Source organism: Streptomyces sp. BL1 (assembly GCF_057628045.1).
This window is the reverse complement of record NZ_JBXYWZ010000002.1, coordinates 1,002,715-1,027,413: the sequence shown is the minus strand read 5'-3', so window position 1 is coordinate 1,027,413 and position 24,699 is coordinate 1,002,715. Positions and strand designations below refer to the sequence as shown.

The 24,699-nt window shown below is 72.3% G+C and carries 22 protein-coding genes; 12 read left to right on the top strand and 10 right to left on the bottom strand.

Going from position 1 to position 24,699, the window contains the following annotated elements:
* Nucleotides 1-83 precede the first annotated feature (83 nt).
* Nucleotides 84-1,298, bottom strand: a complete 1,215-nt coding sequence (locus AC3AGO_RS04795) for a pyridoxal phosphate-dependent aminotransferase (RefSeq protein ID WP_487824533.1) — start codon at nt 1,296-1,298, stop codon at nt 84-86.
* Between the two features lie 87 nt (nt 1,299-1,385).
* Here AC3AGO_RS04795 and AC3AGO_RS04790 point away from each other — a divergent pair, with 87 nt between their 5' ends.
* The 9 genes from AC3AGO_RS04790 to AC3AGO_RS04750 all read left to right on the top strand — a co-directional run bounded on the left by AC3AGO_RS04790 (nt 1,386) and on the right by AC3AGO_RS04750 (nt 13,573).
* Entirely contained in the window at nt 1,386-2,045 is a 660-nt protein-coding gene (locus tag AC3AGO_RS04790; protein WP_487818852.1) for a winged helix-turn-helix transcriptional regulator, read from the top strand.
* Between the two features lie 42 nt (nt 2,046-2,087).
* Nucleotides 2,088-2,834, top strand: a complete 747-nt coding sequence (locus AC3AGO_RS04785; protein ID WP_487818851.1) for a class I SAM-dependent methyltransferase — start codon at nt 2,088-2,090, stop codon at nt 2,832-2,834.
* A 200-nt stretch (nt 2,835-3,034) separates the two neighbouring features.
* Nucleotides 3,035-4,768, top strand: a complete 1,734-nt coding sequence (locus AC3AGO_RS04780) for an ABC transporter ATP-binding protein (protein ID WP_487818850.1) — start codon at nt 3,035-3,037, stop codon at nt 4,766-4,768.
* On the top strand, nt 4,765-6,690 hold the full coding sequence (locus tag AC3AGO_RS04775; RefSeq protein WP_487818849.1) for an ABC transporter ATP-binding protein: 1,926 nt from the start codon (nt 4,765-4,767) through the stop codon (nt 6,688-6,690). Before AC3AGO_RS04780 ends, AC3AGO_RS04775 begins: the two co-directional genes overlap by 4 nt.
* Nucleotides 6,691-6,802: 112 nt before the next feature.
* On the top strand, nt 6,803-8,059 hold the full coding sequence (locus AC3AGO_RS04770) for a glycosyltransferase (protein ID WP_487824532.1): 1,257 nt from the start codon (nt 6,803-6,805) through the stop codon (nt 8,057-8,059).
* A gap of 310 nt (nt 8,060-8,369) precedes the next feature.
* Nucleotides 8,370-10,052, top strand: coding sequence for a DEAD/DEAH box helicase (locus tag AC3AGO_RS04765; RefSeq protein ID WP_487824531.1), 1,683 nt, complete (start codon nt 8,370-8,372; stop codon nt 10,050-10,052).
* A 55-nt stretch (nt 10,053-10,107) separates the two neighbouring features.
* Complete coding sequence (locus AC3AGO_RS04760) at nt 10,108-11,193, top strand: fatty acid desaturase family protein (protein ID WP_487818848.1); 1,086 nt, start codon at nt 10,108-10,110, stop codon at nt 11,191-11,193.
* A gap of 134 nt (nt 11,194-11,327) precedes the next feature.
* Entirely contained in the window at nt 11,328-12,419 is a 1,092-nt protein-coding gene (locus AC3AGO_RS04755) for a ferredoxin reductase (protein ID WP_487818847.1), read from the top strand.
* Between the two features lie 101 nt (nt 12,420-12,520).
* Entirely contained in the window at nt 12,521-13,573 is a 1,053-nt protein-coding gene (locus tag AC3AGO_RS04750) for a fatty acid desaturase family protein (RefSeq protein WP_487818846.1), read from the top strand.
* Between the two features lie 19 nt (nt 13,574-13,592).
* On the opposite strand, the gene AC3AGO_RS04745 is transcribed toward AC3AGO_RS04750, so the two are convergent.
* Both AC3AGO_RS04745 and AC3AGO_RS04740 read right to left on the bottom strand, forming a co-directional pair.
* A complete protein-coding gene (locus tag AC3AGO_RS04745; protein ID WP_487818845.1) occupies nt 13,593-15,077 on the bottom strand; it encodes a UDP-N-acetylmuramoyl-L-alanyl-D-glutamate--2,6-diaminopimelate ligase in 1,485 nt (494 codons plus the stop codon).
* A 438-nt stretch (nt 15,078-15,515) separates the two neighbouring features.
* On the bottom strand, nt 15,516-16,007 hold the full coding sequence (locus tag AC3AGO_RS04740) for a hypothetical protein (RefSeq protein ID WP_487818844.1): 492 nt from the start codon (nt 16,005-16,007) through the stop codon (nt 15,516-15,518).
* Between the two features lie 142 nt (nt 16,008-16,149).
* Between AC3AGO_RS04740 and AC3AGO_RS04735 the strand changes: the two genes are divergently transcribed.
* Complete coding sequence (locus tag AC3AGO_RS04735) at nt 16,150-16,758, top strand: TetR family transcriptional regulator (protein WP_487818843.1); 609 nt, start codon at nt 16,150-16,152, stop codon at nt 16,756-16,758.
* A 76-nt stretch (nt 16,759-16,834) separates the two neighbouring features.
* Here AC3AGO_RS04735 and AC3AGO_RS04730 read toward each other — a convergent pair whose 3' ends face one another.
* Nucleotides 16,835-18,052 (bottom strand): cytochrome P450 family protein, encoded by a 1,218-nt coding sequence (locus tag AC3AGO_RS04730; protein ID WP_487818842.1) that lies wholly within the window; start codon nt 18,050-18,052, stop codon nt 16,835-16,837.
* 114 nt (nt 18,053-18,166) lie between these two features.
* Between AC3AGO_RS04730 and AC3AGO_RS04725 the strand changes: the two genes are divergently transcribed.
* Nucleotides 18,167-18,796 (top strand): TetR/AcrR family transcriptional regulator, encoded by a 630-nt coding sequence (locus AC3AGO_RS04725; RefSeq protein WP_487818841.1) that lies wholly within the window; start codon nt 18,167-18,169, stop codon nt 18,794-18,796.
* Between the two features lie 71 nt (nt 18,797-18,867).
* Here the strand turns inward: AC3AGO_RS04725 and AC3AGO_RS04720 are convergent, their stop codons facing one another.
* The gene (locus AC3AGO_RS04720; RefSeq protein WP_487818840.1) at nt 18,868-19,755 is read right to left on the bottom strand and encodes a LysR family transcriptional regulator; all 888 of its coding nucleotides are present in this window, start codon (nt 19,753-19,755) and stop codon (nt 18,868-18,870) included.
* A 237-nt stretch (nt 19,756-19,992) separates the two neighbouring features.
* Here AC3AGO_RS04720 and AC3AGO_RS04715 point away from each other — a divergent pair, with 237 nt between their 5' ends.
* The gene (locus tag AC3AGO_RS04715) at nt 19,993-20,454 is read left to right on the top strand and encodes a tautomerase family protein (protein WP_487818839.1); all 462 of its coding nucleotides are present in this window, start codon (nt 19,993-19,995) and stop codon (nt 20,452-20,454) included.
* A gap of 325 nt (nt 20,455-20,779) precedes the next feature.
* Here AC3AGO_RS04715 and AC3AGO_RS04710 read toward each other — a convergent pair whose 3' ends face one another.
* The 5 genes from AC3AGO_RS04710 to AC3AGO_RS04690 all read right to left on the bottom strand — a co-directional run bounded on the left by AC3AGO_RS04710 (nt 20,780) and on the right by AC3AGO_RS04690 (nt 24,591).
* The gene (locus AC3AGO_RS04710) at nt 20,780-21,454 is read right to left on the bottom strand and encodes an alpha-ketoglutarate-dependent dioxygenase AlkB family protein (protein ID WP_487818838.1); all 675 of its coding nucleotides are present in this window, start codon (nt 21,452-21,454) and stop codon (nt 20,780-20,782) included.
* Nucleotides 21,451-22,116, bottom strand: coding sequence for an ABC transporter substrate-binding protein (locus AC3AGO_RS04705; protein ID WP_487818837.1), 666 nt, complete (start codon nt 22,114-22,116; stop codon nt 21,451-21,453). Before AC3AGO_RS04705 ends, AC3AGO_RS04710 begins: the two co-directional genes overlap by 4 nt.
* 107 nt (nt 22,117-22,223) lie before the next feature.
* The gene (locus AC3AGO_RS04700; protein ID WP_487818836.1) at nt 22,224-23,117 is read right to left on the bottom strand and encodes a Vgb family protein; all 894 of its coding nucleotides are present in this window, start codon (nt 23,115-23,117) and stop codon (nt 22,224-22,226) included.
* A gap of 134 nt (nt 23,118-23,251) precedes the next feature.
* A complete protein-coding gene (locus tag AC3AGO_RS04695; RefSeq protein ID WP_487818835.1) occupies nt 23,252-24,004 on the bottom strand; it encodes a 2OG-Fe(II) oxygenase in 753 nt (250 codons plus the stop codon).
* 65 nt (nt 24,005-24,069) lie between these two features.
* Nucleotides 24,070-24,591 carry a methylated-DNA--[protein]-cysteine S-methyltransferase gene (locus tag AC3AGO_RS04690; RefSeq protein ID WP_487818834.1) on the bottom strand — a complete coding sequence of 174 codons (522 nt, stop codon included), beginning with the start codon at nt 24,589-24,591 and terminating at the stop codon, nt 24,070-24,072.
* Nucleotides 24,592-24,699 lie beyond the last annotated feature (108 nt).

The window sequence follows — 24,699 nt, the reverse complement described above, 5'->3', positions numbered from 1 at the left end:
GTCGGGGGCGCGGCTGCCGCTGGGGTTTGCGCAGTTCCCCGCGCCCCTGATGCCCCCGCCCCTCCCGGCCGCGAGGCCGGAATTCAGTCCTGCCGGTAGCCCGCCAGGAAGCGGCCGATTCTGCTGATCGCCGACTCCAGTTCGTCGGCGTGCGGGAGGGTGAGGATGCGGAAGTGGTCGGGGGAGGGCCAGTTGAATCCCGTGCCCTGGACGACCTGGATCTTCTCGCGCAACAGCAGGTCCAGGACGAACTGTTCGTCGTCGTGGATCTTGTGCACGGCGGGGTCGATGCGGGGGAAGGCGTACAGCGCGCCCTGCGGCTTCACGCACGAGACGCCGGGGATCTCGTTGAGCTTCTCCCAGGCCCGGTCGCGCTGTTCGCGCAGCCTGCCGCCGGGCGCTGTCAGTTCGCCGATGGAGTTCGGGGCGCCGAGCGCGGCCTGAATGGCGTACTGGGCGGGGGCGTTGGGGCACAGCCGCATGGAGGCCAGCATGGTCAGGCCCTCCAGATAGCTCCGCGCGTGCTGCCGCGGGCCGGTCACCACGAGCCAGCCCGAGCGGAAGCCCGCCACCCGGTAGGTCTTGGAGAGCCCGCCGAAGGAGAGGACGACCAGGTCGGGGGCGAGGGACGCGGCGGGGTGGTGCACGGCACCGTCGTAGACGATCTGGTCGTAGATCTCGTCGGCGAAGACCATGAGGCCGTGACGGCGGGCGAGGTCGAGCATGCCCTCGACGATCTCGCGCGGATAGACCGCGCCCGTCGGGTTGTTGGGGTTGATGAGGACCAGCGCCCTGGTCCGGTCGGTGATCTTCGAGGCCAGGTCGTCGAGGTCCGGGTACCAGTCGGAGGACTCGTCGCACAGGTAGTGCACGGCGCGCCCGCCGGCCAGCGTGGTCACCGCCGTCCACAGCGGGAAGTCCGGTGCCGGGATGAGGACTTCGTCGCCGTCCTCCAGCAGCGCCTGGACGGCCATGGTGACCAGCTCGGAGACGCCGTTGCCCAGGAAGACGTCGTCGACGCCGACTCCGTCGATGCCGCGCGCCTGACAGCGCTGGGCCACCGCGCGCCGCGCCGAGAGGATGCCGCGCGAGTCGGTGTAGCCGTGGGCCTGCGGAAGCATCCGGATCATGTCCTGGACGATCTCCTCCGGCGCGTCGAACCCGAACAGCGCCGGATTGCCCGTGTTCAGGCGCAGCACGCTGTGGCCCGCCTCCTCCAGGGCGTTGGCGTGCTCGATCACCGGCCCGCGGATCTCGTAACAGACCTCGCTCAGCTTGCTCGACTGCCGGAACTCCATGCGGTGGCCCTCCCAAGGCTTCATTGCGTACTTGGTTCTACCAAGTGAGAGCTTGGCAAGTCCAACATCTTCTCTAAACTGCTCTCCATGCCTCGCCGTCGAAGCTATGACCATTACTGCGCCGCCGCCCGGGCTCTGGACGCCGTCGGCGACCGGTGGACCCTGCTGATCGTCCGGGAACTGCTGGCCGGTCCCCGCCGCTACACCGACCTGCACGCCGACCTGCCCGGCATCAGCACCGACGTGCTCGCCTCCCGGCTCAAGGACATGGAGCGCGAGGAGCTGGCCACCCGCCACCGGCTCCCGCCGCCGGCCGCGGCGCAGGTGTACGAACTGACCGCGCGCGGACGCCGGTTGCTGCCCGTCCTCACAGCGCTCGCGGAATGGGGCGCCCCGGAGCTGACGGAGCGCCGTCCCACCGACGCCGTACGGGCCCACTGGCACGCCCTCCCGCTCCTCGAACTGCTCAGGCACGCGGCGGGCGGCCACTCCGGCGTGATCGACGTGGTGCTGGACGAGGGCACCTTTCATCTGCGCATTGGGGACGGCCCCTCGATGTACGGCGACGGCCCGGCGGAACAGGCCGACGCGCAGGTCACGTTGCGGTCCGAAGCGCGCGACGCGCTGCTCGCGGGAGAGGCCTCCTTCGCCGCGTGCGTGGGGGACGGCCGCGTACGGATCGAGGGCGGTACGGGGCTGGCCGAGCGCCTGCGCGCACCGGACACCCCGCGGCCCGCCCGGCCCTGACAAACCGTCAGGACGGGTGCGGCCGCCCTATGCTGGACCGCGATGCGCACCTCCCGGGGCCCCTCCGTCCGCGAACTCGCCGTGCAGGCGCTGTCGTCCGTCGAGCACGGCTACGACCTGCTCGCGCCGAAGTTCGACCACACGCCGTTCCGTACCCCGCAGTGGGTGCTGGAGCCGGTGACGCGCGCGCTGGGCGGGCTCGGCCCGTTCGGCAGCGGCCTCGACCTGTGCTGCGGCACCGGCGCGGGCATGGGCGTGCTGGAGCAGGTGTGCCGGGAGCGGGTGGTCGGTGTGGACCGCAGCGCGGGCATGCTGGAGGTCGGCCGCGGCAACCTGCCGTCGCCGTCCGACGCCGAAACAGACCAGGGCCCGCGTACGCACTGGGTGCGCGGTGACGCGCTGGCCCTGCCGTTCGGGCCGGTCTTCGATCTCGTGGTGAGCTTCGGCGCGTTCGGGCACTTCCTGCCCCGCGAGTGGCCGGGCCTGTTCGCGGAGGTCCACTCGGTCCTCGCGCCCGGCGGCCGGTTCGCCTTCCCGATGACGGCGCCGCCCCGCCCCGGCTCGGCCGGCTACTGGGCGCTGCTCGGCTTCGACGCGGCGATGCGGGTGCGCAACGCGCTGTGGCGCCCGCAGTTCGTCATGTACTACCGCCCGTTCCGGCTCGCCGACGTCCAACGGGAGCTGGCGCGGGCCGGGTTCGGGGTGGAGCTGTACGCGCTGCCGGAGCTGGGCCGTACGGCGGCCGGCGGCCCGCGCTGCCGGCTGGTGGTCGCCACCCGGCTGCCGTAAAAGCCGGAGCCGTCACAAGCCACAGTGGGTCCCGCGGAAAAGCAGTGGACGCGTGCGGGCCGGAAAAGGTTGAGTGCTCCTGGCATTTCCGCTGTCGGCGTGACGCGCCTTCTTTGCCCGCACTTGAGGACGGAAGGGCGTTCGATGCCGGAAGATGGGGGCGCTCTTCTCCGGCCCCATGTCCCTTCGAGGTTCTCCGCGTGCTGATACGCCTCCTCCGCACTCATCTCCGCCCGTACCGAAAACCGATCCTGCTCATCGTGCTGCTGCAACTGGTGCAGACGGCCGCCACGCTCTATCTGCCGACCCTGAACGCCGACATCATCGACAACGGTGTCGTCCTGGGGGACACCGGCTACATCATCGCCTTCGGCGGCGTCATGATCGGTGTCTCCGTCGTCCAGGTCGTGTGCAACATCGGCGCCGTGTACTTCGGCGCCCGCACCGCGTCGGCCGCCGGACGGGACATCCGCGCCGGCATCTTCGACCGGGTGCAGTCCTTCTCCGCGCGCGAGGTGGGCCAGTTCGGCGCCCCCTCGCTGATCACGCGCACCACCAACGACGTTCAGCAGGTCCAGATGCTGACGCTGATGGGCTTCACCCTGATGGTGTCGGCGCCCATCATGTGCTTCGGCGGCATCTTCATGGCGCTGGGCCAGGACGTGCCGCTGTCCGGTGTGCTGCTCGCCGTGGTGCCGGTGCTCGGCGTGGCGGTGACGCTGATCGTGCGGCGGATGCGGCCGCTGTTCCGCACCATGCAGGAGCGGCTGGACGGCGTGAACCGGGTGCTGCGCGAGCAGATCACCGGCATCCGCGTCATCCGCGCCTTCGTCAAGGACGGCTACGAACAGCGCCGCTTCCACGAGGGCAACACCGCGCTGACGGACGTACAGCTGCGCACCGGACGGCTGATGGCGCTGATGTTCCCCACCGTGATGACGGTCGTGAACCTCTCCAGCGTCGCCGTCGTGTGGTTCGGCGCGCACCGCATCGACAGCGGCGGCATGGAGATCGGCTCGCTGACGGCGTTCCTCGCCTATCTGATGCAGATCGTGATGTCCGTGATGATGGCCACCTTCATGTTCATGATGGTGCCGCGCGCCGAGGTGTGCGCCGAGCGGATCGAGGAGGTGCTGGACACCGAGTCCAGCGTCGTCCCGCCGGCCGCCCCCGTACGGTCGCTGGCCCGGCACGGTCAACTGGAGCTGCGCGGCGCCGGGTTCCGCTACCCCGGTGCGGAGGCGCCCGTCCTGCAGGGCGTGGATCTGCTGGCCCGGCCCGGCGAGACGACCGCGGTCATCGGCTCGACCGGCAGCGGCAAGTCGACACTGCTGAACCTGGTGCCGCGACTGGTCGACGCCACCGAGGGCAGCGTCCTCGTGGACGGCGAGGACGTACGCACCCTCGAACAGGCGCTGCTGGCACGGACGGTGGGGCTCGTACCTCAGCGCCCCTACCTCTTCTCCGGCACCGTGGCCTCCAACCTGCGCTACGGGCGGCCCGACGCGAGCGACGCGGAGCTGTGGCACGCGCTGGAGGTCGCGCAGGCCGCCGACTTCGTCACGCGCATGGACGGCGGCCTGGAGGCGCCGGTGGCGCAGGGCGGCAGCAACGTCTCCGGAGGGCAGCGCCAACGCCTCGCCATCGCGCGGGTCCTGGTGCACAAGCCGGAGATCTACCTGTTCGACGACTCCTTCTCGGCGCTCGACTACGCCACCGACGCCGCGCTGCGCACCGCGCTCGCGCGGGAGACGGCGGAGGCGACCGTCCTGATCGTCGCCCAGCGGGTATCCACCATCCGCGACGCCGACCGGATCGTCGTCCTCGACGAGGGCCGGGTGGCCGGCGTGGGGCGGCATCACGAGCTGATGGCGGACAACGGGACCTACCGGGAGATCGTGCTCTCCCAGCTCACCGAGCAGGAGGCAGCATGAGCGGCCCGGCGCGCATGATGGGCGGCGGGCCCGTCGAGCGCTCGATGGACTTCAAGGGCTCGGGCAAACGCCTGCTGGGCCAGTTCCGCTCCGAACGGCCCGCGCTGTGGGGGATGCTGGTGCTCGGTGTGGCCGGCGTCGGCCTCAGCGTCCTGGGCCCGAAGATCCTCGGCAACGCCACCGACCTGATCTTCGCCGGGTTCATCGGCCGCCGGCTGCCCGGCGGGTCGAGCCGCGAACAGGTCCTGGAGGGGATGCGGCAGAAGGGCCAGGGCGATGTCGCCGACATGCTCTCCGGCGTGGACTTCACGCCGGGCCGCGGCATCGACTTCGGCGCGGTCGGCGAGGTGCTGCTGCTGGCGCTCGCCGTGTACGTGGCGGCAGGCCTGCTGATGCTGCTGTCGGGACGGCTGTCCGTACGGGCCATCAACCGCACCGTCTTCCGGCTGCGCGAGCAGGTGGAGGAGAAACTGTCGCGGCTGCCGCTGTCGTACTTCGACAAGCAGACCCGCGGCGAGGTGCTCAGCCGCGTCACCAACGACATCGACAACCTGGGGCAGACCCTCCAGCAGACCATGGGACAGATCGTCAACTCCGTGCTGACGATCGTCGGTGTGCTCGTGGTGATGTTCTGGATCTCGCCGCTGCTGGCGCTCGTCGCGCTGCTGACCGTGCCGCTGTCGGTGCTGGTCGCGACCAAGGTGGGCAAGCGCGCCCAGCCGCAGTTCGTGAGTCAGTGGAAGACCACGGGGAAGCTGAACGCGCACGTCGAGGAGATGTACACCGGGCACGCGCTGGTGAAGGTCTTCGGCCGGCAGGAGGAGTCCGCCGAGGTCTTCCGCGAGCAGAACGAGGCGCTCTACGAGGCCGGTTTCAAGGCCCAGTTCATCAGCGGCATCATGCAGCCGGCGATGATGTTCATCGGGAACCTCAACTACGTGCTCGTCGCCGTCGTCGGCGGACTGCGGGTGGCCTCCGGCGCGCTGTCCATCGGCGACGTGCAGGCGTTCATCCAGTACTCCCGGCAGTTCAGCCAGCCCCTCACGCAGGTCGCCTCGATGGCGAACCTGGTGCAGTCCGGCGTGGCCTCCGCGGAACGCGTCTTCGAAATCCTCGACGCGCCGGAGCAGTCGGCCGAGCCCGCGGAGAAGCACGCGGCCCGCCCCGAGGAGCTGAGCGGCCGCATCGAGCTTCGGTCCGTCTCCTTCCGCTACGACCCCGAACAGCCGCTCATCGACGGGCTGTCGCTGTCCGTCGACCCCGGCCAGACGGTCGCCATCGTCGGCCCCACGGGCGCGGGCAAGACGACGCTGGTCAATCTGCTGCTGCGGTTCTACGAGGTGCGCGAGGGCCGCATCCTGCTGGACGGCACGGACATCGCGGCGATGAACCGGGAGGAACTGCGGTCCGGCATCGGCATGGTGCTGCAGGACACCTGGCTCTTCCACGGCACCATCGCGGAGAACATCGCGTACGGAAAGCAGGACGCCACCCGCGCGCAGGTCGAGGAGGCGGCGCTGACCGCGCACGCCGACCGGTTCATCCGCACCCTGCCCGAGGGCTACGACACGGTCCTCGACGACGAGGGCAGCGGCGTCAGCGCCGGCGAGAAGCAGCTGATCACCATCGCCCGCGCGTTCCTCGCCGACCCGGTCATCCTCGTGCTGGACGAGGCGACCAGCTCGGTGGACACCCGTACCGAGGTGCTCATCCAGCGGGCCATGGCCCGGCTCGCGCACGGGCGCACCAGCTTCGTCATCGCCCACCGGCTCTCCACCATCCGCGACGCCGACGTCATCCTCGTGATGGAGAGCGGCTCGATCGTCGAACAGGGCTCGCACGACGAGCTGCTGGAGGCCGGCGGGGCCTACGCGCGGCTCTACAAGGCGCAGTTCGCGGAGGCCCTCTCGGACCTCGACTGAGCCGTACGGGAGCCGTCCCGTGCCGGATGCCGGTCCGTACGTGCGCCGGCCGCGCGTCGCGTACGGGCCGCCGCGGCGCCGGGACATACTGGTGACCGTGCGTGTTGCAGTGATGACAGCAGGTTCGCGGGGCGACGTCGCCCCCTACACGGGGCTCGCCCACGGCCTCGCGCAGGCCGGACACCACGTCACGCTGGTCACCCACGCCTCGTTCGCACCGCTGGTCGCCGCCACAGGCGCCGCCTTCCACCCGCTGCCCGTCGACCCGCGCGCCGTGCTGGAGTCCGGCCGCGGACAGGCGCTGCACCGCAGCGCCACCGGCGCGGGAAAGCTCGCCCGGGTCATCAAGCTGGCCCGCGGACTGGTGGGGCAGATGACCGACGGGCTGCTGGAGGCGGCCCGCGACAGCGACGTCCTGCTGCTCTCCAGCTCCCTCGCCCCGGTCGGGCACACCATCGCCGAGGGACTGCACCTGCCCAGCATGGGCGTCTACCTCCAACCGCTCGCGCCCACCGGGGAGTTCGCGCCGCCGGTCACCGGGACCCGCTCGTGGGGACGGGCCGGCAATCTGCTGGCCGGACACGCCGTGAACAGCGGCGTGGAGCGGGTGTTCGCGGGCGCGGCCCGCACCGCCGTGCAGAACCGGCTCGGACTGCCGCGCGGCGGCCCCGGAGCGGCCCGCCGGCGGCGGGAGCGGCAACAGTGGCCCGTACAGCACGGGTTCAGCCCGCTGGTGGTGCCCCGCCCCGGGGACTGGCGGCCGGGGCTGGACGTCGCCGGATACTGGTGGCCGCACGATCCGCCCGGCGGGCAACTCCCGCCCCGGCTGCGGGACTTCCTGGACGCCGGGCCGGCGCCGGTCTTCGTCGGGCTGGGCAGCGCCACCGTGCCCGACCCGGAACGGCTCAGCGGCCTGCTGGTGCGCGCCCTGCGGTCGGCCGGGCTGCGCGGCGTGTTCCAGCGCGGCTGGAGCGGACTGCACGCCGAGGGGCCGGACATGCTCACCGTCGACGAGGTCCCGCACGCGCTGCTGTTCCCGCACACGGCGGCCGTCGTGCACCACGCCGGGGCCGGAACCACCGCGGCCGGACTGCGCGCCGGCGTGCCGGCCGTGCCGCTGCCCGTCCAGTTCGACGAGGCCTTCTGGGCCGCGCGGTTGCGCGCGCTCGGCGTCTCACCGGGCGCCGTACCGCTGCGCCGGCTCACCGCCCCCGCGCTGGCCGAGGCGCTGCGGGAGGCCACGAGCCGTGCCGCGTACCGGCGTTGTGCCGCGGAGCTGGCCGGGCGGCTGCGCGAGGAGGACGGCACGGCTCCCGTGCTGGCCGCGGTGGAGCGGCTCGCCCGGGGCGGTGGACCCCTGCTGTGTTAGGGTTTTCGGTAGTTGCAGTAGTGGTTCTCATGTGCTTTGTGTGCGCCTGCTGGTCTGACCTTTCAGGCGCACTTTTTTCTTTTCCGGAGCTTTTTCCGGGCGGGGTAACGCACGTCACATGGCAGGGGGCGCAGCGCAGTTGCGGAGCCATCACATTGTGGCGCTGAACGGCATGTGAAGTCGGCCCTCGGCTGACGCCGTCCCGCTTCTCGGCCCGTTCCGACATTTTCTTCGGCTCGTTCTTGCGATTCCTCGTGCGGCTTCACGCTGCCGGATTCCCTCGACACGCGCCGCGACGAGGGAGGTCCTCATAAACCGCACCGCTCGCCCGCAAGACCGTCAGCCCCGCCGCCGTCCGCGCCGTTCGGCGCCGGAGCAGCGCTCCGGTGGCCGCCAGCAGGCCGCCGCGGCGCCCCGCGACCGTGAGTTCACGCCGGCGGTCGACGCCACTCCGGCGCTGCCCCCGGTCGAGGCGTTCGCCGACCTGGACATGCCGTCCGGTCTGCTGACCACGCTGACCGCGCAGGGCATGACCGAGCCGTTCCCCATCCAGGCGGCCACCCTGCCCAACTCCCTTGCGGGACGCGACGTTCTGGGCCGCGGGCGTACCGGCTCCGGCAAGACTCTCGCCTTCGGGCTGGCGCTGCTGGCCCGTACGGCAGGGCAGCGCGCCGAGGCACGCTGCCCGCTGGCCCTGGTGCTGGTCCCCACGCGCGAGCTGGCCCAGCAGGTCACCGACGCGCTCACGCCGTACGCGCAGGCGCTGTCGCTGCGGGTGGCCACCGTCGTCGGCGGCATGTCCGTCTCGCGGCAGGGCACCAAACTGCGCAACGGCGCCGAGGTGGTCGTGGCGACCCCCGGCCGCCTCAAGGACCTGATCAGCCGCGGCGACTGCCGCCTGGACCAGGTGCGCACCACCGTCCTCGACGAGGCCGACCAGATGGCCGACATGGGCTTCCTGCCGCAGGTCACCGCGCTGCTCAAGCAGGTGCGCCCGGACGGTCAGCGGATGCTGTTCTCGGCCACTCTGGACCGGGACGTGGACCGGCTGGTCCGCGCGTTCCTCACCGACCCGGTCGTGCACTCGGTGGACCCCTCCGCCGGGGCCGTGACGACGATGGACCACTACGTGCTCCACATCGGCGACACGGACAAGCACGCCACCGTCACCAACATCGCCGCGCGCGACGGGCGGGTGCTGCTGTTCATCGGCACCAAGCGGGCGGCCGACAGGCTCACCCGCAAGCTGCTCTCCAGCGGCGTACGGGCCGCGGCGCTGCACGGCGGCAAGTCGCAGAACCAGCGCAACCGCACCCTGGAGCAGTTCCGCGGCGGCGAGGTCACCGCGCTGGTGGCGACCAACGTCGCCGCGCGCGGCATCCACATCGACGACCTCGATCTGGTCGTGAACATCGACCCGCCGGCCGACCACAAGGACTATGTGCACCGCGGCGGCCGTACGGCCCGCGCGGGCGAGTCCGGCAGTGTCGTCACGCTCGTCACGGCCGAGCAGCGGCGGGAGATGAGCCGGCTGGTGGCCGCCGCGGGCATCACCGCGCACAACGTCACGGTCCGCTCCGACGACGCCGAACTGACCCGGATCACCGGGGCCCGCGCCCCCTCCGGCGTGCCCGTGACCATCACCGCGCCCGCGCCCGAGACGCCCGCGCGCACCGGTACGGGGTCCTCCTCGCGCTCGCGCCGCGGCCGGCGCAGTGCTCCCGCACGCGAGCGCCGTACGACGGCGTCGGGATCCGAGTCCGGCTCCGGCGCGCAGCAGAAGCAGCCGCGCACGGGGCAGGGCCAGCCGCGTACGGGGCAGGGCCAGTCGCGCACGGGGCAGCAGGCCCCGTCGCGTTCGGGCCAGTCGCGTTCGGGCCAGCCCCGGGCGGGTCAGCCCCGGTCGGACCGGCAGAGCGCGCCGCGGGCGCAGCAGGGCCAGTCCCGGTCCGCGCAGCAGAAGCCGCCGCGGTCGCGCAGGACCGCCGCCTGACACCCGGACGCCGGCCGTACCGTCCCGCAACGCACCACAGTGCAGGAGCAGACTCGTGACGACCGAAACCGTGCACACGGGCGCCGCCCCGGACCGGGACGACCCGGCCGGGGCGCCGCCCGGGCGGCGGGGCAGCGACTACGCCCGGCTGTCCCGCGAAGTGAAAGCGACCGGGCTGCTGGAGCGGCGGCCGGGCTACTACACCGTCAAGGTCACGGTGAATCTGCTGCTGCTGGCCGCGGGCTGGGCGGCGTTCGCCGTGCTGGGCAGTTCGTGGTGGCAGCTGCTGGTCGCCGCGTACCTCGCGGTGATGTTCACCCAGGCCGCCTTCCTCGGGCATGACGCGGGACACCAGCAGATCTCCCGCTCCAAGGGAGTCAACAACCTGCTGGGGCGGGTCCACGGCAATCTGCTGGTCGGGCTCGGCTTCGGCTGGTGGCTGTCCAAGCACAACCGGCACCACTCGCATCCCAACCACGTCGGCCGCGACCCCGACATCGCCGGGGACGGCCCGATCGCCTTCACCGAGGACGACGCCCGCGCCCGCTCCGGCGTGTACGCGTGGCTGACCCGTCAACAGGCGTGGCTGTTCTTCCCGATGCTCCTGCTGGAGGGTTTCGCCCTCCATGTCGCGGGCTTCCGGTCGCTGTTCGACCGGTCCGGCGGACGGCGTTCGGCCAAGGTGACCGAGGGGCTGCTGCTCTTCGCACACGTCGCCGGCTATGTGGGCGCCCTGCTGTGGGTGCTGCCCCCGCTGCACGCCCTGGGCTTCCTGGCGGTCCAGCAGGGCCTGTTCGGGCTCTACATGGGCTGCTCGTTCGCCCCGAACCACAAGGGCATGGCCGTCTTCGGGAAGGACGACAAGGTCGACTTCCTGCGCCGTCAGGTGCTGACCTCGCGCAACATCCGCGGCCACCGTGTCACCGACTTCGTGCTGGGCGGGCTCAACTACCAGATCGAGCACCACCTGTTCCCGTCCATGCCGCGGCCCAGCCTGCGCCATGCCCAGGACGTGGTGCGCTCGTTCTGCGCGCAGCACGGCATCGACTACCACGAGACCGGCATCTTCCAGTCGTACGCCCAGGTGTTGCGCTATCTGCACACCGTGGGCGGGCCCCTGCGGCCCGAACTCGAGTACTGACCGGATCCTTTCGTCCGCGTACGGGCCGTCCACCGGCGGCCCGTACGCTGTCGTTCTGTCCTGCAGTCCACCTACGGGCCCGCACCCCGGCTCCGGCACACCCACCGTGCCCCATGAGAAGGGGAGTTCCGTGTATGACTGTCCCGACCGCCGTCACCCGCTGGGCCGTCAGCCGGCTGCTGACGGCCGCGTCCGTCTTCACCAGCCCCCGTACCCCGGGTGAATACCTCGGCCTGCTCGACCCGTTGTGGAGCGAGCACCACCCGGCCGGCAGAGTGACCGCCGTACGTCCCGAGACCCCTGACGCCGCCACCCTGGTCATCCGGCCCGGCAGTGGCTGGCGCGGCCATCACGCCGGGCAGTACCTGCCCCTCGGCGTCGAACTGGACGGCGTGTGGCACTGGCGCACGTACTCCCTCACCGGCCCGCCCGGCGAGGACACCCTCACCGTCACCGCCACGGCACACCCCGGCGGCCGCGTCTCCCCGCACCTCGTGCACGGCCTGCGCCCCGGTACGGTGCTCCGACTCGGGCCCGCGGGGGGCGACTTCACCCTTCCCCCGGACCCGGCACCCCGCATGCTGATGGTCACCGCAGGGAGCGGCCTGACCCCCGTCATGGGGCTGCTGCGCACCCTCGCGCAGCGGCGCGACGCACCGGACGTCGTCCTCCTGCACAGCGCCCCCACGCCGGGGAAATCCCTGTTCCGCGGCGAACTGCGTGAACTCGCCGCGGAGCGGCCCTGGTTCCGCCTCCACGAGCAGCACACCCGCACCGCGGGCCGGCTCACTCCCGAAGCGATCGCGGAGCTGTGTCCGGACTGGCACGAGCGGGAGACCTGGGCCTGCGGCCCCGACCCGCTGCTGGACACCGTCGAAGAGCACTGGAGCGCCGCCGGACTCACCGGCCGGCTCCGCACCGAACGTTTCCGGCCCGCCGCGCTGCTCCCGCCGACCGGTGCGGGCGGCAGCGGTGGCCGGGTGCGTTTCCGGCGCACCGGAACAGAGACCGAATCGGACGCCGACACCCCGCTGTTGGACACCGGCGAGGCCGCCGGTGTCGACATGCCGTACGGCTGCCGGCGCGGACTGTGCTTCGGCTGCCTCACCCCACTGGTGAGCGGCCGGGTGCGCGATCTGCGTACCGGCGACGTGCACGGCGAGCCGGGGCACCAGATCCAGACCTGTGTGTCGGCCGCTTCCGGCCCTCTCGTCCTCGACCTCTGAGCCCAGTGACCGATGAGCCCTCTGACCGACGGGCACAGTGCCCGACGAGCACAGTGACCTCTGAGCGCATTCCGCACCTCGAGACATCTCAAGGAGCCCGTGTGACTTCCGCACCCGATCTCACGCCCGAGCAGACCCGGGAATTAGGCGAGGAACTCGACCGCATCCGCGGCGACATCGTCGCCGCGCGCGGTGCCTCGGACGCGGAGTACATCCGCACCGTCATCGGCGTCCAGCGCGGCCTCGAAGCAGGGGGCAGGGCCGCCCTGTCCTTCTCGCTGCTGCCGCCGGCCTGGGCGGCCGGCACCGCCATGCTCAGTGTCGCCAAGATCCTGGAGAACATGGAGCTGGGCCACAACATCCTGCACGGCCAGTGGGACTGGATGGGCGATCCCGCCATCCACTCGACCACCTGGGAGTGGGACTTCCTCACCCCTGCCGAGGCCTGGAAGCACACCCACAACAATCTGCACCACACGTGGACCAACGTCGTCGGACGCGACCGCGACCTGGGCTACACGATCCTGCGGATGAGTCCGGAACAGCCCTGGAAACCGCGCTACTTGGCGCAGCCGCTCTACAACGCGCTGCTCTCACCGGTCTTCGAGTGGGGCATCGCCGTGTACGACCTGGAGGTCGACGCCGTCCGCCCGGAGCGGGAGAGCATCGGCCGTCTGGTGAAGGACACGGCCGGGATGCTGAAGAAGGCGGGCCGGCAGCTGGCCAAGGACTATCTGTTCTTCCCGATGCTGGCCGGCCCCTCAGCGCTTCCGGCCCTTGCCGGAGCGCTGACCGCCAACACCGTGCGCAATGTCTGGGCGCACACCATCATTTTCTGCGGACACTTCCCCGGCGACGTGCAGACCTTCGACGAGGAGCAGACCGAGAACGAGACCCGCGGCGAGTGGTATCTGCGCCAGATCCAGGGCTCGGCCAACATCGAGGGCAGTGCGCTGCTGCACGTCCTCAGCGGGAATCTCTCGCACCAGATCGAGCACCACCTCTTCCCCGACCTGCCCAGCAACCGCTACGCGGAGATCGCCCCGCAGGTACGCAAGGTGTGCGAGCGGTACGGCATCCCGTACGTGTCCGGGCCGCTGTGGCGGCAGTACGCGTCCACCTGGGGCCGCATCCTGCGCCACGCGCTCCCGTAGCAGTTCCTGCGAACGAGCCCTATGAGCCGGCGAGTTCGTGCACCGTCGCCATGTCGTTGAACGGCAGCAGCCGGTCGCCGACGATCTGGTAGGGCTCGCTGCCCTTGCCGGCGATGAGGACGATGTCCTGCGGCTGCGCGAGGGTCAGGGCCAGGGCGATGGCCTCGCGCCGGTCCTCGCAGCGCTCCACGTGGGTGCCGGTCTCTGCCAGCCCCGGGGCGATCTGGTCCAGGATCGCCTCGGGGTCCTCGTTGCGCGGGTTGTCGGAGGTGACGACGCAGATGTCGGAGTAACTCCCGGCGATCTGCCCCATCTCGGCGCGCTTGGTGGTGTCGCGGTCGCCGCCGCAGCCGAAGACGGTGAGCACCCGTGCCGGGGCGAAGCCGCGGATCGTGGTGAGGACCTTGCGCAGCGAGTCGGGGGAGTGGGCGTAGTCCACGATCACCGAGGTGCCGCCGGGGGTCTCGAACCGCTCGAACCGGCCGGGCACCGGCGGGATCCGGTCGAGCGCCGCGACCAGGCCCGCCAGATCGTGCCCGAGCACGTGGCAGGCGGCCAGTGTGGCCAGCGCGTTGGCGACGGAGAACCGGCCGGGCACGGGGATCGCCGCCGGGTACTTCGCGCCCGCGTGGTGCAGGGTGAAGCGGGTTCCGGAGGCGTCCATGGCCAGGTCCGTCGCCCGGTAGTCGGCCTCGGTGTCGAGGGCGTACGTGGTGACGGCGCCGGGCATCATGGCCGGGATCGTGGCACCCACCGGATCGTCGATGTTGACCACCGCGTGCTTGCACAGGCCCTGGAACAGGCGGAGTTTGGCGTCCCGGTAGTTCTCCATCGTGCCGTGGTCGTCCAGGTGGTCCTGCGTCAGGTTGGTGAAGATCCCGACGTCGATGTGGGCATCGTCGACCCGGTGGTTGAGCAGGCCCATGGAGGTGGCCTCCAGGACGACACTGCCCACGCCGCGGTCGCGCATGGTGCCCAGCAGATACTGGAAGTCCGGCGCCTCGGGCGTGGTCAGCACCGAGCGCGGCATCGGGATGAGTTCGTCGCCGATGCGGCTGCCGCCCGTGCCGATGACACCCGCCTTGACGCCCTCGGCGATCCGCAGCACGGATTCGGCCATGGAGGACACGGACGTCTTGCCGTTGGTGCCGGTGACGGCCACCACGTCCATCTCGCGGCCCGGTTCGCCGTAGGAGCGGGCGCAGACGAGGGAGGCGGCGACGCGGGTGTCGGGCACCTGGACGACGTTGACGTCCCGGGACGAGGTCCACGCCGAGGCCGGTACGTCGTCCGCCGCGCTCTCGACGAGCAGCGCCACCGCGCCCCGGGCGACGGCCTGTTGAACGCCTTCCGGGCCGCCTTCGGCATGCCCGGGCACGGCGATGAACAGGGAACCGGGCGTCACCCGGTGTGCGTCGAAGCACGGTCCCGCTGTGATCGTGGTGTCCGGGACGGACTGGAGTATCTGATGGTCGATTCCGGACAGCAGTTGGCCCAACTTCACGGAAGTCCTTTCAGCGCGGCATGGCCGCGGGTGGGGTGAGGCGCGGAGGTGCGGTACTCGGTGGAGTGATGCGGAGCCAGAAGCCGGCACCCCCGGCCCGGGACGGGGCGGAGGTGCGGGATGCTCCGGAAAAGAGGCCGCGCGGACGTGCCGCGGGCGGAACGGCCCCGTGGTCAGGGGCGGCCGAGAAGAGCTAGCCGTGCCCGTGCAGGGCGCGGCAGCGGGGGTTGGGCCAGGTCACGCTGGACCGGGAGCGCGACGCCTGTCGCTGACACTCCCTCACCGCACGTGTACGACCCATAGGGTAAGTGTACAGGCCGGTCGGCTTGTCGTACCGCGTGAACCGGCCCGTACCGCCGGGCCCTTGGGAAGTACGGGAGGGCGCGGACGCCGCGCCGGGCGGGATGTCGGGGACCGGTCAGACGCGGGCGCCCCGGCTCACTCGCCCGCGGGCGTCGTGGCCTTGTCCGCTGCGGCGCCGTGCCGGCCCGCGCCGGTGCGGTGGTGGAGGGCGGGGCCGCCGAGGGCGAGGGTGACGAGCAGCGCCGCCGCGGTGAACAGGCTGGGCCGGGAGACCCAGTGCTCCAGCAGCCAGTCGCAGCCGAGTGCGGCGGCGACCAGCAGGACCTTGAGCAACACCAGGGGGCCGAGCGGCAGATGGGCCGGAGCGGCCCCACCGGAGCGGCGTTGCCTGCGGCGTCGCACGAGGTGCACGAGCGGCGGCACGACGAGGACGAGCGCGAGGACGCGCAGCGCGTGCTCCCACGCCGGCGCCCCGGCGCCGCGGATCCACATGGCCGCCATCACCAGCCCGGCCACGGCGTATCCGAGACGGACCGCGCGGTCCGGGCGCTTCCGCCCGGGCTCGCCGCCGGGTTCCCCGCCCTCGTACGGGGCGGCGGGTTCTTCGGCGGCTGCGGTCGTCGGCATGCGCGCGACCCCTCCCAGGCAGGTGTCAGGACCACCGTCACCGTAAAGTGTCAGTCCTGACATTTTCCAGTCGTCCCCGTCCCCCGGGGCGCGGAAGTGTCACATCTGACAGCGGCCGGACCGCGTGCCAGAATCCCCGGACGTGAGCACGACAGGCAGACGCGAGCAGAAGAAGACCCTCACCCGGCAGGCCCTCCGGCAGGCCGCCCTGCGGATGTTCGAGGAGCACGGCTTCGACCGGACCACGGTCCGGGACATCGCGGCCGCGGCGCAGGTCACCGAGCGCACCTTCTTCCGGTACTTCCCGTCCAAGGAGGATCTCGTCTACAGCGAGATCTACGAACTGCTCCCGCTGCTGCAGGACGGGATCCGCGCCCGCCCCGCGTACGAACCGCCGCTCACCGCGGTGCTGCACAGCCTGCTGGTCCTCGGTGAACGGCGGCAGGACACCGGCTTCGCCGTCCTGTTCAGCGGACCCCCGGCCCGCTTCGCCGGCCGGCAGTCCCGCCCCGCCCCCGCGGTCCTCCTCGACTTCGAGGACGGCATCGCCGAAGCGCTCCGCGACCGCCTCGCCGCGGACGCCCCCGGCCCCGGGGCGCCTCAACTCGCCCTGCGCGCCTCGGTGTTGGCGCGTACGGCCGTCGCGGCCGTACGCGCCGCGATGATCGCCCACGCGGATCTGGAGGAGGACAGCCCGCGCGCCGAGACCCTCGTCGCGCTGCTGCGTGAGGCCTTCGCGGTTCTCGAATAGGCGCGGGGCGCGGCGGGTCTTCGCGTACGGGCGGGGCGCACGGGGCCGGCAGTACGCGCGGTATGGGCGGTACGGGTTACCAGCGCACCGGGAGGCGGTTCAGGCCGCGGAGGAGGCTGGGGCGCCAGTCGGGCGCGGGGTCGCCGTCGATCGCCAGGCCGGGAAACCGGTCCAGCAGGGCGCGCAGCGCGAGGTTCGCTTCGAGGCGGGCGAGCGGCGCTCCGAGGCAGTGGTGGATGCCGTGCCCGAAGGCGAGATGGGAGCGGGTGAGCGTCGGATCCCGGTGGATGTCGAAGCGCTCCGGGTCGGGGAAGCGTGCGGGGTCGCGGTTGGCGGAGGCGAGGGAGATGACGACGCGCGCGCCCTGCGGGATGTGCGTACCGCCGACGGTGACGGGCTCGGCGGTGTAGCGGAAGGTGCCGGCCGGGGTGGGCGGTTCGAAGCGCAGCGCCTCCTCGACGGCGTTCTCCAGGAGGGCCCCGTCGGCGCGCAGCGCGGCGAGCTGGTCCGGGTGGGTCAGCAGCAGATGGGCGGCGTTGGCGATGAGGTTGACCGTCGTCTCGTGTCCGGCGACGAGCAACAGGAAGGCCATGCCGATGAGTTCCTCGTCGGTGAGGTGGTCCCCGTCGCCGTCCTCGTCACTGTCCTCGTCGTGGGCCCGGACGAGGGCGTGCAGCAGATCGCCCTCCGCGGCGTGCTCGACGTGCCGTTTCTCCTCGATCAGACCGGCGAGGTAGACCGTCATCTCCTGCGTGGCCCGGCCCGAGGCCTCCGGCTCGCCGAGCGCCAGGATCTTCGCGGTCCAGGCCCGGAAGGCGTCGTGGTCGACGCCGGGAACGCCGAGCAGTTCGCAGATGACGGTCAGCGGCAGCGGGAAGGCGAACGCGTCGATGAGATCGGTCCGTCCCGACGGGCCCATGCCGTCCAGGAGTTCGTCCGCCGCCTGCTGGACGCGCGCCCGCAGCGCCTTGATGCGGCGCGCGGTGAACTCGCGGGCCACCAGGGAGCGAAGCCGGGTGTGGTCGGGCGGGTCGGTCTGCAGCATGTTCCGGCCGATGGAGTACAGCCCGTCGCTGTCGTACTCGGCGGAGTACCGGACGTCGTGGCGCAGCCGCGCGTCGCCGAGAGCGGCGCGGGCCTCCTGGTGACCGAGGATCATCCAGGCGGTGTCCCCGGTGGGGAAGCGGATGTGGTGGACGGGGCCCCGGGTGCGCAGGGCCCGGAAGGCCGGGTACGGGTCGGTGGCGAAGTCGCCGGTCCAGGCGGCCAGTTCCTCGGTGTGGTGAGTGGTCATGACGGACTCCCGGTACAGTGGGAAACACGAAGTGGGGAATGCTCCCCGGTTAGCCTTCCGGGTGACCCTAACAGGAACCGGGGAGTGCTCCACAGATCCTGTACGGTGCGGTACGTGAGAAAGGACGCGCAGCGCAACCGTGAGCTGGTGCTCGCCGCCGCCCGCGAGGTGTACGCCGAGCAGGGCGTCGAGGCACCGCTCGATGTGATCGCCCGTAGGGCCGGTGTCGGGAACGCCACCCTCTACCGGCGCTTCCCCGACAGGGCATCCCTGATCGAGGCGGTCTTCCACGCGACGCTCGCCGCCGTGATCGACGCCGGTGAGGAGGCACGGCAGGCCGACGACCCCTGGGCCGGCCTGAACGGCTATCTGGACCGGGTCTTCACGGTGCTCGCCGCCGACCGGGGCGCCAACGACCTGATGACGACGGGCATCGAGGGCGTACCGACCCTTTCGAGGCTGCACGTCCACAACGCCGAGACGTTCACCGGCCTGCTGGAACGCTGCCGCGACCGGGGCCTCGTACGCTCCGACGTGGTCACCGAGGACCTGCTGCTCAGCCTCGCCGCGCTCGGCCGCACGGCACCCGCGCTGGAAGCGGCGGTCCCCGGTTCGTGGCGCCGCCCGCTCGCCCTCCTGGTCGACGGTCTGCGCGCCGAGGGCGCCCACGCCCTGCCCACGGAGCCCCTCACCGCGGCCCAACTCGCCTCGGCCCTCAGCGAGATGAACCACCCGCGCAACTGAGTCCCCGCGTCACGGACGGGGTGCCGTACGGCCCGGCGGGCGTTCCCTGTGCGTCGCTTCGGGGCCCGTCGTCACACGGGGTCGGGCTCCTCGGCCCGCGTGGCCAGATGGGCGGTGGCGGATTCGGCCAGGGCCGGGACGGCCGGGTGCCAGGGGCGGGCGTCCGGCCCCGTGAGGACGAGGCGGCGCGAGGCCCGGGGCTCCACCGGCAGCAGCACCAGGTCGTCGGGGAGCGCGCGGGAGATCTCGGAGAGGATGGTCACGCCGAGTCCGGCCTGCACCATGCTGATCAGGGTCGCCAGGTCCCGTACCCGTTGCGTGGGGGCGAAGCGCAGCCCGGCCTGCTCGTAGATCGTACGGATGCGCGCCTCACAGCCGTTGGGCGAGACGAGAAACGGGTCGTCCTCCAAGTCGCGGACGTCGACGCGGGGTTCGCCCGCCAAGGGGTGGTCCCGGGGGAGCAGGGCGCGGTAGCGGTCCTCGACGAGGTGGAGGCCGGGCCCCGGCGGAGGGTCGATGACGATGGCGGCATCGGCCGTACCGTCCTCCAGCCAGGACGCCACTTCCGCGCTGTCGCCCTCGAAAACCCGTACCGTCAGCCGGGGTTGATCCTCGCGCCAGTGCCGGAGCAGACCGGGGAGCAGCCCCTGGCAGACGGTCGGGGTGGCGGCCAGCCGTACGGTGCCGGTCACGGCCGCGGAGGCGTCGGCCGCGAGCTGTTCCACGGACCGGGCCGCCGACACGGCGGCACGGGCGTGCGGCAGGATCCGCTCGCCGAGGGCCGTGACCCGCGCCGGGGTGGCGCGGACCAACAGGGGCGCGTCCAGCTCCCGTTCGAGGGCGGCGACGGCGTGCGACACGGCTGACTGGCTCATGCCCAGCTCGTCGGCCGCCGCGCCGAAACCGCCCGTGCCGACGACGGCGAGGAAGGCCCTCAGCTGGGGGAGATTCACGGTCATGCGAGGGCCTCATGGGTCTATGACAGGTCTGCGTTGGATCCATGGTGCCAGGTCGGCGAGGCTCTCCCCGTGCCGCCGAGTCCGGCGCACGCACACCGGTCCGCTCCGGCCCGGGACCCGTTCCCGACGGGCCCCCGGACCCGTTCCCGCTCGGGCGCGACCCCGTTCACGTACCGGTTCCGATCCCGTCCGACCGTCCCGGCCGCATCCCGGCCGGGGCCCCTGCCGAGGAGAGCCATGCCCCACATCCGCCTCACCGTCGCCGACTCCGATTTCTCCGCCGCGGACTCCTGCGGCCCCGGCCTGTCCGCAGAAGCCCGCTCCGCCCTCGCCCGGGGGCTCACGGAGCTCGCCGTCTCGGCACTGCGCAAGTCCAGTGCGCGAACCACCGTGCACATCACGTCCGTTCCGGCCGGCAGCTACTTCGTGGACGGCCGCCCCCTGACCGGCGACCGGGACGCACATGTGGAGGTCAGCATCACCGCGGGCACCAACAGCGCCGCGGAGAAGGCGGACTTCATCGCCCGGACCGACACGCTCCTGACGGACCTCCTCGGTCCGCTCACCCGCTGCGGCGTAGCCCTCTATGAACTCCACCCCGAAAGCTACGGCTACCACGGACTCCCCCAGCTCGACCTCTACCGCCGCGCAGAGGGGGCTCGGGCGGCGGAGGCCCCGGCCGAGGATCCCGTTCCCTAGCGGGCCCGGTGCGCCCGCACGCTGCAACGCCTCCGCCGCCCGCCCCGCCCCGCCCCGCCCCGGGTGCTCCGGCCAACTGCCGCCTGCCGCGCCGTCCTTGAGTGGCCCCGTCAGAGGGGCGGTGTCACGCGTACCGCCGCGCACAGAAGACCCTGGCGGCGGAGACCGCGATTGTAGAGACCCCGACAGTGGATCCCGTTCCCTGGAGGGGCCGGGTCCGGTGCGCTGCAACGCCTCCTCCGCCCCGCCCCCAGCCAGGCCGGGGCGCATCGGACAACCTCCGCCTGCCGCACCCTCCTTGCCCCCCCGGGGCAGAGGCGCGGCCTCACGCGGGTGTCGTGTCGTCGTCCAGGCCGGTGACCCGCATGGTGATGTTGAGGCGGCCTGTGGTGAGGCCGGTGGACGGGTCGCCCGTGGCGGGGAGGATCTTCGGGACGCCGTGGTAGGCGAAGCGGGACGGGCCGCCGAAGACGAACAGGTCGCCGGAGGCGAGTTCGACGTCGGTGTAGGGGCGGGTGCGGGTCTCGGTGTTGCCGAACCGGAAGACGCACGTGTCGCCGATGGTGAGGGAGACGACGGGCGCACTGGAGCGCTCGTCCTTGTCCTGGTGCATGCCCATCTTCGCGTGCGCGTCGTAGAAGTTGATGAGGGCCGTGTCGGGCGTGTAGCCGTCCGCCGCGGACTCGTCCTCGTACGCGTCGGCGACCGCGCTGCGGCCCAAGTCGGCCATCCAGCCGGGGAATTCGGAGACCTGCGCGCCGTTCACGTCCCCGGCCGTACGGGTGTACCGGTACGGCTGCCAGTGCCAGCCGATGCACACCGTCTGTACGGACATGACGCCGCCGCGCGGCAGTTTCGTGTGCCGGAGGGGTACGGGACCCGTGGCCCAGGACCGGCAGGCCTCGACGAGTTCGCGCTGCTGTTCCAGGCCGAGCCAGCCGGGTACGTGGACGGCGCCGGGGGCGATCTCCCGGCGCGGCAGCGGGATCAGGGCGCTCATGTACGGGCCTCCTCCGCGGGCCGGGAGGTGACCCAGCCGCCCCGTACCTCCCAGGTGCCGCCGTCCGGGCCGGCGCCGCGCAGCCCGTCCAGTACGCCCCGTCCGGCGAGGGCGGGCAGCCGGGAGTCCCGCAGCGCGGCGAAGGCGACGGTACGGGCGGGGTCCCAGTCCGTGCTGTGCCGCAGCCGGCGGGAGAGCTGGGCGAAGCCGGGAAGGGCGGCCGCCACCACCCACGCGTCGGGCTCCTGCGCGGTCAGCCGGCGGGCCGGGCGGAGCCAGGAGGCCGCGGATTCGGGCCAGTTGACGACGTCGAGGACGGTGCCTCCGGCGGCCTGCCAGGCATCGGTGAAGGCGCGGGCCGCGTCCCGGGAGGCGGCGTCCCGGCTGTGCCCGACGGTGACCGCCCGTACGGTGGGCCGCTGCCGCCCCAACAGGTCCAGCAGCGTGGCAAGTTCGGCGCAGGTGTGCGCGGCGGGGGCGGGCAGCGCGCCGTACGCGGAGGTCTCGCCGTCACCGAGGCGCGGCGAGCACTCGGGGTCAGGGGAGCGCGCCGGGTCAGGGGAGTCCACGGGGCCCGGGGAGTCTTCAAGACCGGGGGAGCGCGCCGGGCCGGATGCGGCCGGTGCGCTCTGCGCGGGCGGTGCGTCCTGGGGAATGCTCATCGTCTCGGTGCCTTCTGTGATCGCTTTCCAGCGTACGCAAGGGAAGCCCGGGAGTCAGGGAGCCCTGCTCAGGGACAGGGCTCAGGGCCGGATCTCAGGGCCGGGTCTCAGGGCTGCACCCGGGCGACGGCTCCCGATTCCAGGGCCACCCACAGCGCGCCGTCCGGGCCGACGGCGATGCCGTGCGGTTCGGAGGACGGGGTGGGCAGGTCGTAGTGGGTGAAGGTCCCGGCCGTGGTGAACCGGCCGACCCGGTTCGCTCCCCACTCCGTGAACCAGCGGTCCCCGGCGGCGTCCGCGACGACAGCGTGCGGCTTCGCCGCGCGGTCGGGCAGCGGGAACTCCTCGATCTGCCCGTCGACCGTGACGCGGGCGAGCTGCCCCGCCACGATCTCGACGCACCACAGCGCCTCGCCGTCGCAGGTGAGGCCCACCGGTCCTGCGGCGTCCGTGGGCAGCGGGTGGAGGGTGACGGCGCCGTCGAGGCCGATGCGGCCGATGGCGTTGGCCTGGTTGAGGGTGAACCACAGCGCGTCGTCGGGGCCCGCGGTGATCGCCGAGGGGAACGCGCCCTCGACGGGCAGGGCGAACTCGGCGATCCGGCCGTCGGTGCCGATGCGCCCGATCCGGTCGCTGTTCAGCTCCGTGAACCACAGCGAGCCGTCCGGCCCGGGCGCGATGCCGTACGGGCCTGCCCCGGCAGTCGGTACGGCGAACGAACTGGTCTCCCCGTCGACCGTGATGCGGCCGATGCGGTGGTCCAGGGTCCGGGCGAACCACAGTGCCCCGTCGGGCCCCGGTGTGATGACCGTCGGCTGACACGCCGGCGAGTCCAGCGGGAACATGGTGACGTCGCCGTCCGTCGTCAGCCGCGCGATCCGGCCGCTGCGCGCGAACGTGAGCCACAGCGCCCCGTCGGGACCGGACGTGATCCCGTACGGGCCCGACTGCCCGTCGCTCACGGGGAGTTCGCGGACGGTCTCCGATGCGGAATTCTGCACAGCACGACCTTTCGGACGGAGTACGGGCCGACGCCCGGGGGCGCCGGCAGGCGGGATGGGCCCGTACGCAAACCTAGCCGCAGAGGGGCGTACGGCACGTAGCGGGCGCACGGTCCCGCCCCGCCGGGCGGTGGTCACGCCGCGTCGTGGAAGACCAGGCCGAGCGCGTGCCGCCGGCCGGACCGCACCACGCTCACGCCGTGCCGCATCGCTCCGGCCGACCAGCCGCGCTTCGAGGCGACGGGCCGGTCGCGGGTGGTGAAGATCAGGCCGTGGCCCTGCCGGAGCACGGTGCTGGTGCCACGGGACTGGGCGCGGGGCCGCTGCTCGACGAGCAGGAACTCGCCGCCGGTGTAGTCGCTTCCGTGCACGTCGAGGCCGATGACGACCTGGAGCGGGAAGAGCATGTCGCCGAACACGTCGCGGTGCAGGGCGTTCCAGTCGCCCTCCCCATAGCGCAGGAGGATCTGCGCGGAGCGGGCCTGGCCCGCCGCGTGGCACATGGCCAGCCACTCCTCCAGCGTGTCGGGCCAGGGGGCCGGGCGGCCGAGACGTGCCGCCCAGTCCCGGGCGATGGTCAGCAGGTGCGGGTAGAGCGCCGCTCGCAACTCCCGTACCGCATCGGGGAGTTCGTGGGTGAAGTAGCGGTACTGGCCGGAGCCGAAGCGGTAGCGGGCCATGTCGACGGTGCCGCGGAACAGGTCGTCGCGCTCGTACAGGGCAGCGAGGCCGCGGCACTGTGCGGGGGTCAGCAGCTGCGGGGTGAGGGCGCAGCCGGTGTCGTCCAACTCCGCGGCCAGCGCCGCCCAGTCGGCCTCCGCCGGCCGCGGAGCAGGCGCGGCCTGCGCGGCCTGCGGGGGCTGCGAGGCTCGGGTGGTGGTGCGCATGGGGGTTCCTCCGGTCGGGGTGTTCCGCGCGGCGCGCTGCGGCTTCCGTGTGGAGCCGGCCGCGGTCAGGCGGGGGTCAGAACGCCTTCGTGGGTGAGGAGTTGCCGTTTCGCGGCGAGGCCGCCGGCGTAGCCCGTCAGCTGTCCGTCGGCGCCGATGACGCGGTGGCAGGGGCGTACGAGCGGCAGCGGGTTCGCGCCGATGGCGGTGCCGACGGCGCGGACGGCGGCCCGGGGCGCCCCGATCTCTGCGGCCACCTCGCCGTACGTGCGGGTCTCCCCGTACGGGATGTCCTCCAGCGCGCGCCACACCCTGCGCTGGAAGTCCGTTCCGCCGCCGGTGAGTTCGATGTCGAAGCGGGTGAGGGCGCTGGCGAAGTACGCCCGCAGCTGGGCGGCGATGTGGGTGAACGCCGCGGCGCCCTCGACCCAGTCGGGCCGGACGGTGGCGCCGCCCTTCTGCCCGGGCAGGGACAGCGAGGTGAGTGTGGTGCCGCCGGGTGCGGTGGCGGCCTCCTCGGCCGGCAGTGATTCGCCGGTCAGCAGCAGTTCGCCGAGCGGGCTGTCGAGCGTGGTGTAGAGCGTCATGGCCGCGTTCCTGCCTCTCGTTCTCCGTGTTCGGTCTCTACGAGAGTGCACTGTGGGAGACGGCAGTTCCGGCGGGAATCGGACATCGCTTTCCCCGCCGGCGAGGGC

Bases quoted from the DNA above. Each gene is read 5' to 3' on its own strand.
- AC3AGO_RS04795 (WP_487824533.1), bottom strand. From the start codon at position 1,298: ATGGAGTTCCGGCAGTCGAGCAAGCTGAGCGAGGTCTGTTACGAGATC.
- AC3AGO_RS04790 (WP_487818852.1), top strand. From the start codon at position 1,386: ATGCCTCGCCGTCGAAGCTATGACCATTACTGCGCCGCCGCCCGGGCT.
- AC3AGO_RS04785 (WP_487818851.1), top strand. From the start codon at position 2,088: ATGCGCACCTCCCGGGGCCCCTCCGTCCGCGAACTCGCCGTGCAGGCG.
- AC3AGO_RS04775 (WP_487818849.1), top strand. From the start codon at position 4,765: ATGAGCGGCCCGGCGCGCATGATGGGCGGCGGGCCCGTCGAGCGCTCG.
- AC3AGO_RS04770 (WP_487824532.1), top strand. From the start codon at position 6,803: ATGACAGCAGGTTCGCGGGGCGACGTCGCCCCCTACACGGGGCTCGCC.
- AC3AGO_RS04755 (WP_487818847.1), top strand. From the start codon at position 11,328: ATGACTGTCCCGACCGCCGTCACCCGCTGGGCCGTCAGCCGGCTGCTG.
- AC3AGO_RS04740 (WP_487818844.1), bottom strand. From the start codon at position 16,007: ATGCCGACGACCGCAGCCGCCGAAGAACCCGCCGCCCCGTACGAGGGC.
- AC3AGO_RS04730 (WP_487818842.1), bottom strand. From the start codon at position 18,052: ATGACCACTCACCACACCGAGGAACTGGCCGCCTGGACCGGCGACTTC.
- AC3AGO_RS04720 (WP_487818840.1), bottom strand. From the start codon at position 19,755: ATGACCGTGAATCTCCCCCAGCTGAGGGCCTTCCTCGCCGTCGTCGGC.
- AC3AGO_RS04715 (WP_487818839.1), top strand. From the start codon at position 19,993: ATGCCCCACATCCGCCTCACCGTCGCCGACTCCGATTTCTCCGCCGCG.
- AC3AGO_RS04710 (WP_487818838.1), bottom strand. From the start codon at position 21,454: ATGAGCGCCCTGATCCCGCTGCCGCGCCGGGAGATCGCCCCCGGCGCC.
- AC3AGO_RS04705 (WP_487818837.1), bottom strand. From the start codon at position 22,116: ATGAGCATTCCCCAGGACGCACCGCCCGCGCAGAGCGCACCGGCCGCA.
- AC3AGO_RS04695 (WP_487818835.1), bottom strand. From the start codon at position 24,004: ATGCGCACCACCACCCGAGCCTCGCAGCCCCCGCAGGCCGCGCAGGCC.
- AC3AGO_RS04690 (WP_487818834.1), bottom strand. From the start codon at position 24,591: ATGACGCTCTACACCACGCTCGACAGCCCGCTCGGCGAACTGCTGCTG.